Source organism: Ruegeria sp. E8, assembly GCF_056533985.1.
In genome coordinates, this window is record NZ_JBQFOY010000001.1 from 651,516 (window position 1) to 664,125 (window position 12,610).

Sequence of the window (12,610 nt, forward strand, 5' to 3'; positions counted from 1 at the left end):
CCACAGCGATACAAATCAACGCCGAATTCCTGTATTGGAACATTTGCATCCTGCGGTTTTCCCTCCATACCAGAGTTGAAATCGGGCGACTCAATCCCCATATGTATACCATAGTACACAATAATAAGAGGACAGAATGACCGAAGAACAGATTATCGGATTGATATCGTCGAACATCATTTACCTGCTGGCCGCAGTGCTGGTGATTATCGTTATTCTCAAAGGCATCAAGATCGTGCCACAATCCGAGAAATATGTGGTTGAACGGTTCGGACGCCTGCATTCGGTACTTGGCCCCGGCATCAACTTCATTGTTCCGTTTCTGGACGTTGCACGCCACAAAATCTCGATCCTCGAGCGCCAGTTGCCGAACGCGACCCAAGACGCGATCACCAAGGACAACGTGCTGGTGCAGATCGACACCTCGGTCTTTTACCGCATTCTCGAGCCCGAAAAGACTGTTTACCGAATCCGTGACGTCGATGGTGCGATTGCAACCACCGTGGCGGGGATCGTACGTGCCGAAATCGGCAAAATGGATCTGGACGAAGTGCAGTCAAACCGCGCGCAACTGATCACGCGCATTCAGGAAAGCGTTGAAACCGCCGTTGACGACTGGGGCATCGAAGTAACCCGCGCCGAGATTCTGGATGTGAATCTGGATCAGGCCACCCGCGATGCCATGTTGCAACAGCTGAACGCGGAGCGCGCCCGCCGTGCGCAGGTGACCGAAGCCGAAGGTCAGAAGCGTGCCGTCGAGTTGCAGGCTGATGCCGAACTTTACGCGGCCGAACAAACCGCCAAAGCCCGACGCATTCAGGCCGAGGCCGAAGCTTACGCCACCGGCGTTGTTGCCAAAGCCATTCAGGATAATGGCATCGAAGCCGCGCAGTATCAGGTTGCGTTGAAGCAGGTTGAGGCCCTTAATGCACTGGGCAACGGTTCCGGCAAACAGACCATTGTTGTACCCGCCAACGCGCTTGAAGCCTTTGGTGATGCGTTCAAAATGCTCAAGGGAGGAAAATGATGGCTGATCCCTTCTGGCTGACCTGGTGGATCTGGCTGGCCGCCGCGCTGGCCCTGGGGATCCTTGAAATCGTACTGCCCGGTTTCATCTTTCTGGGCTTTGCCATCGGGGCAGCAATCACAGGTCTGATCCTGATCGTTCCCGGCCTAGCGCCGTCATTGCCTGTCCTTGCGCTGGTCTTTGCAGTGCTGTCACTGATCGCTTGGCTTGTCCTGCGCAAACTTTTTGCCCTGCCACATGGTCAGGTCAAAACTTTCAAGCATGACATCAATGACTGAATCCACGTGGCGCTCGTCCGAGCGCCACTCCGCCACTGGACGCTGTTGCGGCTATTCCCTATATAATCAGTCAGGCAACTGACCCGAGGCAAAGATGACTCACCCGAGCGAACAGTTTGAAGGCACCCCACTGATTGCGCCGTCAACGATCGAACACCCGCTGTACGAACCCGTGGTTGAGGCGTGTCGCACGGTCTATGACCCGGAAATCCCAGTCAATATCTATGACCTTGGCCTAATCTACACGATCGACATCTCTACCGACAACGCAGTGAAGGTCATCATGACGCTCACGGCTCCTGGTTGTCCGGTGGCGGGCGATATGCCCGGCTGGATCATGGAAGCCATTGAGCCCGTTGCAGGCGTCAAAGAGGTTGACGTTGAACTGACCTGGGAACCGCCCTGGGGCATGGAGATGATGTCTGACGAAGCGCGCCTGGAATTGGGCTTTATGTAGCCTTCGTTCGCTTCTCGCGCCCTAAATGTCATAAAACATTGGTAATTCCGTTACCCAATCGTACAGCGCGTGTCACAATACTGCGGGACAAGGCCTGTGGCTGGCATTGGTGGATGCCGTGCCAAGGGTCAGGTACGCTATGACCCCCCCGATTCCTGGCTCTGGAATATGGACCGTTCTTGCCCGAGAGCGGTCCTTTTCATTTGAAGGTAGCAAATCGCAGGTCAGTTCACATTGCAGGTTTCTTTGATCTCTGCCGCTCTGGCGTCCAATTGCTTGATGTAGTCGCCAGAAAGCATCTGTAGCCTTTTGTGTTCGGTCCCGGTGACCAACCCGAGCAGCGCCCCGGCAGGAGTGATTGCGGCAACGCTTGCCAACTGCCGATCCTCTGCGTGTTTCTTCTCGGCTTGAATGGCACGCAAATCCCCCTCGGCAGTGGCACAATTAACCGGATGCACTTTGGTTTCTGCCGCCGCCGGCGCAGAAACAACCACGGCGCAAGTTAATGCGGTAACAGCCGCAACCGTTCGCCAAGACGTATTAATATTCATCTGCAAGACATTCATTTTACTAACCTTTCCCATCAAAAGACCAATCCAGAAAACGCCACTGCGCACCCCACGCCCAAAGCTAAACCTGCTTTCTACACCAAATCAAGTTTGCTGTTCTGAAGCTCCGGTGTTTGCCGAATTTCGGTGAAAACACATTCTTTACTCTCACCGACTTGAGCCCGGAGGTCTTGGGCCTTAGATTGAGAGTAACGCGCGAAAACGGAGAATTACATGTTCGGCATTCCCGGCAAACAGGCTGTGAGCATGACGCCTAAAGCCGCAGAGCAGATCACCCGCCTGATGAACTCAGGTGGCCACGCTGGTTTGCGCATTGGCGTCAAGAAAGGCGGCTGCGCAGGCATGGAATACACCATGGAATATGTAGATCAGGCCGATCCGCATGACGAAGTGGTCGAACAGGACGGCGCGCGCGTAATGATCGCGCCCATGGCACAGATGTTCCTGTTCGGAACCGAGATCGATTATGAAGTGTCGCTGCTGGAATCAGGTTTCAAATTCAAGAACCCGAACGTCGTTGATGCCTGCGGTTGCGGGGAATCGATCAAGTTTGACGAAAGCATAGCCCAGCAAAGCTAAGTTTTGCTATTCACTGCAATTTCTCGGAAGCGATTAACCGCCCTAACGATGCTTGGCGCGTCGGAATTCGACTTGTCTGTGGAATTGTAAGATCGCGCCGACAGTGCTATCCGCTTCCTTAAATCACCAAACGATCAGGGAGATACGGGTATGCGGCGGAAGCTGGCGGCTGGAAACTGGAAAATGAACGGAACCGGCGCAGCGCTGAGTGAACTTGAGACACTGTCGCAAAACCACTCCGAAGCCTCGGTCGATATCCTGATCTGCCCCCCCGCCACTTTGCTCAGCCGCGCAGCAGGTACCGTGGCGGGCACGGCGATTGCGGTTGGAGGACAGGATTGCCACGCGGCAACCTCTGGTGCGCATACCGGCGATATCAGTGCTGAAATGCTGCTGGATGCCGGTGCGACATCTGTCATTCTGGGCCATTCCGAACGCCGTGTTGATCACGGCGAGCATGACGAAGACGTTCGCGCCAAGGCCCGGGCGGCGATGGATGCCGGACTGAAGGCGATCATTTGTGTCGGCGAAAGTTTGGAACAGCGTGAGGCCGCAAATACGCTCGACATAATTGGCGGTCAGATGTCAGGCTCGATCCCGGATCAATCCACCGGTGAGAACCTGATCGTCGCGTATGAGCCGATCTGGGCGATAGGCACCGGCAAAGTCCCCACCCTGGAAGAGATCGGAGAGGTTCACGACTTCATGCGCGCGCGGCTGGAGCGTCGTTTCGGCGAAGGCGTGGGCCGCTCCGTCCGCCTGCTTTATGGCGGATCCGTCAAACCCGGCAACGCGGCAGAGATTTTCGCGGTCTCGAATGTCGATGGCGCTCTGGTCGGTGGGGCCAGCCTGAAGTCTGCGGATTTCTCGGGCATCATTCGGGCGTTGGAAAGCGCCTGAAACCAGGCTTCATTCGGCAATATCTTCGGCCCATAGCTCGGGTTTTTCTTCAATGAATCGACGCATCAGCGCGATACAGTCGGGGTCGTCGGCAACAACAACTTCGACCCCGCGTTCGCGCAGGAAATCTTCGTTACCGCCGAAGTTTTGGGTATCCCCTATCACGACGCGTGGGATACCGAACTGAACAATGGTGCCGGAACACATCATGCAGGGCGACAGCGACGTATAAAGGACCGTATCGCGATAGGTTTTTTGACGTCCCGCTTTACGCAGGGCATCCATTTCGCCATGGGCAATCGGGTCTCCGCCCTGCACACGCTGATTGCGGCCTTGCGATACAACCTCGCCCCCCCGCGCTAGAACTGACCCGATGGGGCAACCGCCCTCTTCAAACCCGGCTTTGGCCTCTTGGTACGCCACGCGTAGCAGGCGTTTGTCGGTCTCAGTCAGCATTTCAGGCTCCGTTTCATGTGTTTCTGAACCCTGCCCAAGCGCACAGGTTTGGTCAATGAGGGCCTCAGGCGAGCTTCATCACGACAAGGCCCGTCACGATCAGTATCGCTGCCATAATCCGCATGGGCGTCAGGGCTTCGCCCAAAAACAGAATGCCCACGCTGAACGCCCCCACAGCACCGATCCCGGTCCAGATCGTGTAGGCGGTACCCAAAGGCAGGTCGCGCATCGCAAGCGCCAACAGGCCGAAAGACCCGATCATGGACAGGCCCATGACTGAGGTGGGCCAAAGCCGTGTGAATCCCGCCGATTGCTTCATCGCAACCGCCCAGACAATTTCCAGCAAGCCAGCAAAAAGAAGAAGAATCCAGGGCATTGGACAACCTCGTATCCGTTCGGGTCGTCCCGAATGATGTCCCGAAATGGGGAGGTCGTCCTCTGAACCCCAGATAAGCACCTGATGACGGGGTTCAAGACATGCAAAAGCCGGGCAATTGAAACTGCCCGGCTTTGTTCATCGTCAGACCGTCTAATTGGTCACGATTTCCGGCCCCATGAAGGTGTTGGGAAGGAAGGTCGATATCCACGGAATGTAGGTCACCATGATCAGGAAGACGAAGAGCACGGCCAGGAACGGCAACGCGGCTTTGACGACGCCCATCATCGGCATACCCGCCACACCCGAAGTCACGAACAGGTTCAGCCCGACCGGAGGCGTGATCATCCCGATTTCCATGTTCACCACCATGATGATACCCAAATGGATCGGATCGATGCCCAGCTCGATGGCAATCGGGAACACCAGAGGTGCCACGATCACCAGCAGGCCCGAGGGTTCCATGAACTGACCACCGATCAGGAGGATCACGTTCACCACGATCAGGAAGGTCACCGGTCCCAGCCCCGCCGACAGCATGGCGCTTGCGATATGCTGCGGCACTTGCTCATCCGTCAGCACGTGTTTCAGGATCAGCGCGTTGGCGATCACGAACAGAAGTGTGACCGTCAGTTTGCCCGCCTCGAACAGCGTGTGCTTGGTATCCGGGTGAAAGAACGCCGAGGCCAACGCATAAGGCTTTTTCAGCAGGGGCAGGTTCTGTTGACCCTCTTCCGTGCTCAGTGGTCCCATGTCCTTGTAGACAAAGCTGGCAATGAAGAACGCATAGACGGCAGCAACAGCGGCGGCTTCGGTCGGGGTGAAAATACCACCGTAGATGCCGCCCAGAATGATCACGATCAGAAACAGGCCCCAACCGGCTTCGCGCGCCGAGGTAAAGATCTCGCCCCACCCCTTCCATTCGCCTTTGGGCAGGTTCTTGACCTTGGCCATGACATAGATGGTGATCATCAGCATCAGACCCGCCATCAGACCCGGAATGACGCCTGCAAGGAACATGCGTCCAACCGAAACCTCAACGGCCGCAGCATAAACAACCATCACGATGGACGGCGGGATCAGAATACCCAGCGTACCCGCGTTACAGATCACACCAGCTGCGAACTCCTTGGAATACCCAACCTGCCGCATCCCTGCGATAACGATCGAACCAATGGCGACCACAGTGGCCGGAGACGACCCGGAAAGTGCCGCGAACAGCATACAGGCAAACACGCCCGCAATCGCCAGACCGCCGGGCAAATGCCCCACGCAGGCAATCGAGAACCGGATGATACGCCGCGCCACACCGCCCGTTGTCATGAAGGACGACGCGAGGATGAAGAACGGGATCGCAAGCAGGGTAAAGTGCCCCTCGAACGCCTCAAACAAGGTGCCAGCGACAGAAGCCAGTGAACTGTCGGAATAGATCAGCAGGAACAGGGTCGAGCTGAGGCCAAGCGCTACCGCGATCGGCACACCGATCAGCAACAGGCCAATGACCATCGAGAAAAGAAGTACGACGTCCATTAGTTGTGGTCTCCTTGCTGAGCCCGGACCTCTTCGATCTCGTCCTCGACTTCGTGGCTGGCGACAAGACGGTCGGTCTCGCCACGCCAGATTTGTACCGCGACCTGCGCAAAACGGATCACCAGCAGCAGCATCGACACAGGCAACACCAGATAGGGCACAACCTTGGGCAGTTTTTCATAGCCCTCGCCATAGTTGATCAGCCCTTCCAAAAACCGTAGCGGAGCGATCATGGGGATATCGTCCACCTCGTAAAAGCTTTGACTGCGCGCATCGAAATTGAACCCGGTTGGGAACCAACGGCCGGAAGTGGGCGGCAAGTCGGCGAACACGGCCCAATAGTCGTACGAGCCTTTCAGCAGCAGCAGCGAAAACACCAGGCAGCAGGCCACAGAAATCAGGGCCAATACCCGTCTTGGTGCAGGCGCCAGCATGTTCAGGATCGCATCAACACCCAGATGAGCGTGCTTCTTCACGGCATAAGACGCACCCAGAAGCACAAGCCAACCGAACATGAACACCGTCAGCTCAAGCGCCCACAGGATGTTGGAGTTAAAGAAATATCTTGCGATCACGTTGGCGAATGTCACGACCGTCATCAAGCCTAACAGCAGCGCGATCATGGTCTCTTCGATATGGTCGACCAGCCCGCCTTGGCCGGAATGCGCACCAGACATCTTTCTGTCCCCACAATTTTATTGATGAGATGGATTGAGGCGGGCCGTGTTCGGCCCGCCCGGCCTGCGCGTCGATAACTCCCCAGTCCCCGGACGCGCGGCCTATCCGGATCAGAACCCGGCGTTGATCGCCTGAGCGGCGTCGATCTTGTCCTGCCCTACGTCACCTGCGAACTGGTCCCAGACGGGCTTCATCGCATCAACCCAGGCTTGACGCTGTTCCGGGTTCAACTCACGAATGATGCCACCCGCGTCAGTGATTGAGGCTTTGGCCGCTTCGTTCACCGCAAAAGCTTCCTTGTTTCGGGTTTCCGTCACTTCGCCCAGAATGGTCAGGAACTGGTCACGCACGGCAGGATCAAGGCTGTCCAGCCAGTCCACCGAGGTCACGACCAGATAGTCGATGATGCCGTGGTTGGTTTCGGTGATACCGTCCTGCACCTCGAAGAACTTCTTGCCGTAGATATTCGACCAGGTGTTCTCCTGCCCGTCCACAACGCCCTGCTGCAGCGCACCGTAAACTTCCGAGAACGCCATTTTCTGCGGGCTGCCACCGATGGCTTCCATCTGTGCCACCAGCACGTCCGAGGATTGCACGCGGAACTTCAGGCCATTTGCATCGGATGGGTCTTCCAGAGGCTTGTTGGCTGACATCTGCTTCATGCCATTGTGCCAGAACGCCAACCCTTGCAGGCCCCGACGCTGCATGCTGTCTTTCATCGCCTGACCATCGGCCGAGGCCTGAAACGCGTCCACAGTATCGATATTCTTGAACATGAACGGCAGGTCGAACAGACGGAACTGCTTGGTGAACTTCTCGAACTTTGACAGCGACGGCGCGGCAAGTTGCACGTCGCCCTGCAGCATCGCCTCAAGCACTTTGTCGTCGTTATATAGGGTCGAGTTGGGATAAACCTCCATACACATCACGCCGTTCATCTCGTCATTGACGCGCTGTTCCAGCAGCGATGCGGCGATGCCTTTGGGGTGTTTGTCGGTGTTGGTCACGTGCGCGAATTTAACGACGATCTCACCATCGTCGCAGGCTGCCATACCTGCAGTTGCGGTGACTGTAAGCGCCAGCGCGGTTGCGGCCGTTGTCAGGAATTTCATCTGTCTTTTCCTCCCAGACTTCCTAGAGACTGTCCTTCGACGCCAGTTCGGCATCGGATGACGCGAAGTGAAACGAATCAACGCGCACCGCTCAACATTTTGTTTTCCGACTTCCTGTTTTTAAATTTTTTCTTTATTTACTGAGTCTTAATTTCTCTTTTAAATGTGCAGTCGACATACCTGAAATACCGCGTGCGGAAATCCGCACAGCAATGCTCTGAGTTGTGCGAGAATCCGCACAATTCGCGAATCAAATCAAACGAAACAACATGTGTGCAACCGCAGTCCGCTTCAGCGAACTGCCTAGCCCAACAGCTTTAGTCGCATGATAATGCGGAAAAAGGTGGCGGGAGCCTGCCCTTACCGGCGGTAATCTTCAGCCCGAATCTGATAGCGCGCCAGCTTGTCATAGAAGGTCTTGCGCGGAAGTTTCAGCGCCTTCGCAGCATCAGCTGCTTTGCCATTATGCCGCCCAAGCGCCGCAATCAGAAGTGATCGTTCCACCCGCGCCATCTGTTCGCTCAGGCCGAGATCTGCTACCTGCGCAACTTCCTCTGGCATCCCTAAAACAAAGCGCATGGCGGCTGACATCAGGGAACGCGCATTCCCTGGCCAATCACTCGCCATCAGAGACGCAAGATGCTCGGATGAAATTTCTGGCGCCGCGATCCCGGCCTGTTCCGCCGCCTGTGCCACGTAGTGGCGGAAAATCACTGGTATATCGTCCGGACGTTCCGCCAGTGAAGGAATACGTACGCGCATCACATCCAGCCTGTAGAACAGATCCGCATTAAACCGACCTTCGGAACTCAGCGCAGACAGATCAGCAGTCGTTCCAGCAATGATGCGTCCGCCCGGACCATGCTCGATAAGCTCCAGGGCTGCAAATTGTGTGGCCTGTGGCATGGCCGAAACCTCATCCAGAAACAACGACCCTCCCGCGGCGTCCTCGCAGCTTTTGGCCAAGTCATCGGGATTGAGGCTGGATGCAGGACGTTTGACAAAAGGTCCCTGCCCTGCCGGTGACATCAGATGCACAACCTCAGCCACCTTTGATATCCCACTGCCCGGAGGTCCGGTCACAAGCACCTCAGCCCCTGTCGGTGCGACGGTCCGAACCCGCTCCCGCAGCGCCTCGGCCTGTGGTGACAAGCCGAACAGCAAACGCGCGGCGGGGTCTCCGCGCTCCAGCTCAGATTTCAGCACTCTTTGCTCCAAAATCTGCGAACGGGCAGCAAAGGCACGGTCAAGCACATCCAGCAGGTCCGACGCCGCGCAGGGCTTTTCCAGAAAATCGAAAGCCCCCTTGCCCATGGCCTCGACAGCCATGGGGATGTCGCCCTCGCCCGTTAAAAGAACAACCGGCAAATCAGGATCGATTTCCTGCGCATAAGCCAACAAGTGGAATCCGTCCCGCCCCGGCATTCGGATGTCCGAGATGATGACACCGGGGAAATCAGGGCGGATATGATCCTTGGCGGCCACAAAGGACCCTGCTGTGGTGGGTACGTAATCCGCCAATTCCAGAGTTTGCGACAGAGCCTCACGAACTGCGGCATCATCATCGACCAACAAAACCTTGCGCATCACGCTGCCTCTTCTTTTTCACAAGGTTCCAGTTCGACGGTAAACATGGCCCCGTCCGCGGTGTTCGACCCCCGAATATCACCGCCAAAGCTCTGAACCAGCCCATACGAAATCGAAAGCCCCAGCCCCAAACCTTCGGAGGACCCGACGCTTTTCGTAGAATAGAAAGGCTCGAACATCCGATCGGGGTCTTCAATGCCCGGGCCTGTATCCTGCACAGAAACGCTCAACCGCGCATCTTCGCACAACGTGATGGTTATGGTCCGTTTGGGTCGTCCCAACATTGCATCGGCCGCATTGTTGATCAGATTCACAAAAACCTGAACCAAGCGCACTTCGCCCCCCCAAACATATTTTGCACCATTCGGAGGCATCCAGTGCAAAGTCACACTATCATCTCGCAGACGGGCTTCGGTCAGTTCAACAGCAGTGTTGAGAACCTGAACCAGATCGACCCGTCCCATCGGCTCGCTTTCGTTGCGGGCAAAGGCCCGTAGGTTCTTGATGATCCGCGCCATCCGCGCCGCCATTTCGGAGATACGGCCCAGATTCTCTGACGCCTTCTCGGGTTTTCCACGCGCCATGAAGGCTGAGCCGTTATCTGCAAATTGCCGGATCGCCATAAGTGGCTGGTTCAGCTCATGACTGATCCCTGCCGACATTTGCCCCAACGCACTGAGTTTCCCCGCCTGCACCAGATCCGCCTGCGCCCGCCGCAGCGCCGCTTCGGCTTCCTCCCGCTCGGTCACTTCCTTACGTAAGCTGGCGTTTGCAACTGTCAGGTCGTGAGTACGCTTGGCCACACGGCTTTCCAGAACTGCATTGGCCTCTGCCAATGTCCTGCGCCGTTCCGTGGCAAGAAAAAGCATCGCACCGAAGGCCAAACAGATCGCAGCGACAGCCGCCGCCTGAAGCCTGGCAAGTTGCAACGCCGGAGCCACGTCTACCAAAACTTCAGCAGTCATATCGATGACCGGCAAATCAAGGGTAAGATGCAGGGCATCACGAGGCAGGTAGCGACCCCAATTCAATTGCCACAGCTCGTGCCCCCCGACTTGCGTCGACGCGAAATCAACGGTCGTTCCGTCCGGCGGCGTTAGCCCTGCCTCACCGTCTGCGCGGTGCCAGAACAGCAGATCCGACCTGTTTGAAATGAAGACAACACCATCTGAATCGACAAAGAAAACCGCCTCGGTACTGCCACGCCAGGTCTGCTCAACGTCTTGCACGTCAGCCACGACCATCAACGCGCCTTCGATCTGTCCAGACGGGCTGAAGGCTGGCGCGGCGTAGGAGTAGATCCTATCCTCGCTTGAAGGAACAACCTCATGCGCATTGCCCAGGGCGCCCTGCATCGCACGTCTGAAAGCGGGATGCTCCGCCATATTTCGCTGAGACACCGGCTGCGCCGATACCAAGACTTTGCCATTCGTATCCAGGTACATCATGTTGTCGGCCGCCGTCTTGTCCGCGATGTCCAGCAGCATCGCCTGAGCTTTACGCAATTCGGCCTGTGTATTCAGCTCAAACAGAATGGGATGTGTCGCCATCAATACCGCAAGCTCTTGATACACTTGCATTTGCGTGCTGAGGCGGTCAGCCGCCAGTTCAAGGTCGGCCTCGGCCTTTTCGCTCAGTTGAAAAAGCGCTTGCCGATAAGCGTAGGACCAAACGGCAGCCGAGAGTAGCCCAACAGCGAACATGAAACCGGCGATGAACCAAAACCTTTGCATGGATAAGGGTCTTGCATTCAATGCGCCGCATGGCAAGTGTGCCACGCATGAAGTCATTCCTGCAATCACCGACGGACCCGGAATTCGTTCAGAACCCATACCCGTTTTACGATCAGACCCGAAACGCGGGTGATCTGATCTATTGGCAAGATTACGGTATGGTCGCTGCGGTTTCATACCCGGCCGTTCGCGCCCTGTTTAAGGACCGCAGGTTTGGACGAGAAGTTCCCCCTGAGCTTTCCGAGAGCGGCCCCGCCCATCTGGCGCCCTGGCTGGCGGTCGAAGTCCATTCACTGCTTGAAGCTGAACCTCCACGTCACACCCGCCTTCGGTCGTTGGTCATGAGGGCGTTCACATCGCGGGCCATTTCTGCACTGCAACCTTCCATCGAAAGCCTTTGCTATGACCTTATCAATGAGTTCCCTCGAACCCCTTTCGACCTATTGAATGCATATTGCACGCAGGTCCCGGTGATCACGATCTGTCGGCTTCTCGGCGTCCCCGAGGCGATGGCCCCCGACCTGTTGCAATGGTCTCATGACATGGTCGCTATGTACCAGGCCAACCGCACGCGAGAGACCGAAGACAAGGCCGCCAAATCATCCCTGGAGTTCACCGAGTTTCTGCAGGGATACATTGAGCTACGACGCAGTAATCCGCGTGATGATCTGATAACTCGATTGATCAGTGCCGAAGAAGAAGGCGAGAAACTGTCGCTCGACGAGTTGGTTGCAACCTGCATCCTACTGCTGAACGCCGGTCACGAAGCGACAGTGCATTCATTGGGAAACGGAGTTAAAACGCTCCTAGAGACAAATACCACGCCCGACATACTGACACCCGACAGTATCGACGCAACACTCGAAGAAATTCTGCGCTACGACCCGCCTTTGCACATGTTCACCCGCTACGCCTATGAGGATGTCGATCTATTCGGACATTCGTTCAAACGAGGGGATCAGGTGGCACTGCTGCTGGGGGCGGCCAATCGCGACCCTGCCATTTGGGAGGAGCCGAACAGCTTCCAGCCCAGCCGTCCGATCGAAATCAATACGAGCTTTGGAGGCGGAATTCACTTCTGCGTCGGCGCGCCCTTGGCGCGTCTGGAAATGCGCGTCGCATTACCGATCCTGTTCGACCGCTACCCAAACCTTAAGCTGGCGGCGCAACCAGCCTATTCAAACAGTTACCATTTTCACGGACTCAGCGAGTTGATGGTACAAATCTGAAACCTGCAAATCGCGCGAACGCGCGATGCCTCCGGCGGGGATATTTATGGCCAGATGAAAAGCGGATCCCCTGCTTCATCTGGCTAAAAGTATCCCGGG

General features: G+C 56.4%; 14 protein-coding genes. 6 read left to right on the plus strand and 8 right to left on the minus strand.

From position 1 onward, the window contains the following. Positions 1-136 precede the first annotated feature (136 nt). The 3 genes from ACR0LF_RS03305 (at position 137) to ACR0LF_RS03315 (ending at position 1,762) form a co-directional block, all read left to right on the plus strand. Positions 137-1,027 carry an SPFH domain-containing protein gene (locus ACR0LF_RS03305; RefSeq protein ID WP_480574907.1) on the plus strand — a complete coding sequence of 297 codons (891 nt, stop codon included), beginning with the start codon at positions 137-139 and terminating at the stop codon, positions 1,025-1,027. Beyond that, positions 1,027-1,305 carry an NfeD family protein gene (locus ACR0LF_RS03310; RefSeq protein WP_480574910.1) on the plus strand — a complete coding sequence of 93 codons (279 nt, stop codon included), beginning with the start codon at positions 1,027-1,029 and terminating at the stop codon, positions 1,303-1,305. Before ACR0LF_RS03305 ends, ACR0LF_RS03310 begins: the two co-directional genes overlap by 1 nt. Before the next feature lie 94 nt (positions 1,306-1,399). Then, complete coding sequence (locus ACR0LF_RS03315; protein ID WP_209504059.1) at positions 1,400-1,762, plus strand: SUF system Fe-S cluster assembly protein; 363 nt, start codon at positions 1,400-1,402, stop codon at positions 1,760-1,762. Positions 1,763-1,986: 224 nt separating this feature from the next. Here the strand turns inward: ACR0LF_RS03315 and ACR0LF_RS03320 are convergent, their stop codons facing one another. After that, positions 1,987-2,328, minus strand: a complete 342-nt coding sequence (locus tag ACR0LF_RS03320; RefSeq protein ID WP_480574913.1) for a hypothetical protein — start codon at positions 2,326-2,328, stop codon at positions 1,987-1,989. Positions 2,329-2,544: 216 nt separating this feature from the next. Between ACR0LF_RS03320 and ACR0LF_RS03325 the strand changes: the two genes are divergently transcribed. Both ACR0LF_RS03325 and tpiA read left to right on the plus strand, forming a co-directional pair. Continuing rightward, positions 2,545-2,910, plus strand: coding sequence for a HesB/IscA family protein (locus ACR0LF_RS03325; protein WP_480574916.1), 366 nt, complete (start codon positions 2,545-2,547; stop codon positions 2,908-2,910). A gap of 150 nt (positions 2,911-3,060) precedes the next feature. Beyond that, a complete protein-coding gene (tpiA, locus tag ACR0LF_RS03330; RefSeq protein ID WP_480574919.1) occupies positions 3,061-3,810 on the plus strand; it encodes a triose-phosphate isomerase in 750 nt (249 codons plus the stop codon). A gap of 9 nt (positions 3,811-3,819) precedes the next feature. On the opposite strand, the gene ACR0LF_RS03335 is transcribed toward tpiA, so the two are convergent. The 7 genes from ACR0LF_RS03335 to ACR0LF_RS03365 all read right to left on the minus strand — a co-directional run bounded on the left by ACR0LF_RS03335 (position 3,820) and on the right by ACR0LF_RS03365 (position 11,282). Next, positions 3,820-4,266, minus strand: coding sequence for a nucleoside deaminase (locus tag ACR0LF_RS03335; protein WP_480574922.1), 447 nt, complete (start codon positions 4,264-4,266; stop codon positions 3,820-3,822). A gap of 64 nt (positions 4,267-4,330) precedes the next feature. After that, positions 4,331-4,642, minus strand: coding sequence for a DMT family transporter (locus ACR0LF_RS03340; protein WP_480574925.1), 312 nt, complete (start codon positions 4,640-4,642; stop codon positions 4,331-4,333). 153 nt (positions 4,643-4,795) lie between these two features. Further along, a complete protein-coding gene (locus ACR0LF_RS03345; protein WP_480574928.1) occupies positions 4,796-6,172 on the minus strand; it encodes a TRAP transporter large permease in 1,377 nt (458 codons plus the stop codon). Then, positions 6,172-6,849 (minus strand): TRAP transporter small permease, encoded by a 678-nt coding sequence (locus tag ACR0LF_RS03350; RefSeq protein ID WP_480574931.1) that lies wholly within the window; start codon positions 6,847-6,849, stop codon positions 6,172-6,174. Before ACR0LF_RS03350 ends, ACR0LF_RS03345 begins: the two co-directional genes overlap by 1 nt. A gap of 111 nt (positions 6,850-6,960) precedes the next feature. Further along, complete coding sequence (locus ACR0LF_RS03355) at positions 6,961-7,962, minus strand: DctP family TRAP transporter solute-binding subunit (protein ID WP_480574934.1); 1,002 nt, start codon at positions 7,960-7,962, stop codon at positions 6,961-6,963. A 360-nt stretch (positions 7,963-8,322) separates the two neighbouring features. Continuing rightward, positions 8,323-9,552: a sigma-54-dependent transcriptional regulator gene (locus ACR0LF_RS03360; protein ID WP_480574937.1), complete on the minus strand. Its 1,230-nt coding sequence runs from the start codon at positions 9,550-9,552 to the stop codon at positions 8,323-8,325. Next, positions 9,549-11,282, minus strand: coding sequence for a sensor histidine kinase (locus ACR0LF_RS03365; RefSeq protein ID WP_480574940.1), 1,734 nt, complete (start codon positions 11,280-11,282; stop codon positions 9,549-9,551). Before ACR0LF_RS03365 ends, ACR0LF_RS03360 begins: the two co-directional genes overlap by 4 nt. A gap of 47 nt (positions 11,283-11,329) precedes the next feature. On the opposite strand from ACR0LF_RS03365, the gene ACR0LF_RS03370 reads away from it, so the two are divergent. After that, complete coding sequence (locus tag ACR0LF_RS03370) at positions 11,330-12,511, plus strand: cytochrome P450 (protein WP_480574943.1); 1,182 nt, start codon at positions 11,330-11,332, stop codon at positions 12,509-12,511. Positions 12,512-12,610: the final 99 nt, after the last annotated feature.

What these genes read in the sequence shown, in the direction of transcription:
- ACR0LF_RS03305 (WP_480574907.1), top strand. Translation starts at nt 137, where the DNA reads ATGACCGAAGAACAGATTATCGGATTGATATCGTCGAACATCATTTAC.
- ACR0LF_RS03310 (WP_480574910.1), top strand. Translation starts at nt 1,027, where the DNA reads ATGGCTGATCCCTTCTGGCTGACCTGGTGGATCTGGCTGGCCGCCGCG.
- ACR0LF_RS03315 (WP_209504059.1), top strand. Translation starts at nt 1,400, where the DNA reads ATGACTCACCCGAGCGAACAGTTTGAAGGCACCCCACTGATTGCGCCG.
- ACR0LF_RS03320 (WP_480574913.1), bottom strand. Translation starts at nt 2,328, where the DNA reads ATGAATGTCTTGCAGATGAATATTAATACGTCTTGGCGAACGGTTGCG.
- ACR0LF_RS03325 (WP_480574916.1), top strand. Translation starts at nt 2,545, where the DNA reads ATGTTCGGCATTCCCGGCAAACAGGCTGTGAGCATGACGCCTAAAGCC.
- tpiA (WP_480574919.1), top strand. Translation starts at nt 3,061, where the DNA reads ATGCGGCGGAAGCTGGCGGCTGGAAACTGGAAAATGAACGGAACCGGC.
- ACR0LF_RS03335 (WP_480574922.1), bottom strand. Translation starts at nt 4,266, where the DNA reads ATGCTGACTGAGACCGACAAACGCCTGCTACGCGTGGCGTACCAAGAG.
- ACR0LF_RS03340 (WP_480574925.1), bottom strand. Translation starts at nt 4,642, where the DNA reads ATGCCCTGGATTCTTCTTCTTTTTGCTGGCTTGCTGGAAATTGTCTGG.
- ACR0LF_RS03345 (WP_480574928.1), bottom strand. Translation starts at nt 6,172, where the DNA reads ATGGACGTCGTACTTCTTTTCTCGATGGTCATTGGCCTGTTGCTGATC.
- ACR0LF_RS03350 (WP_480574931.1), bottom strand. Translation starts at nt 6,849, where the DNA reads ATGTCTGGTGCGCATTCCGGCCAAGGCGGGCTGGTCGACCATATCGAA.
- ACR0LF_RS03355 (WP_480574934.1), bottom strand. Translation starts at nt 7,962, where the DNA reads ATGAAATTCCTGACAACGGCCGCAACCGCGCTGGCGCTTACAGTCACC.
- ACR0LF_RS03365 (WP_480574940.1), bottom strand. Translation starts at nt 11,282, where the DNA reads ATGCAAAGGTTTTGGTTCATCGCCGGTTTCATGTTCGCTGTTGGGCTA.
- ACR0LF_RS03370 (WP_480574943.1), top strand. Translation starts at nt 11,330, where the DNA reads ATGAAGTCATTCCTGCAATCACCGACGGACCCGGAATTCGTTCAGAAC.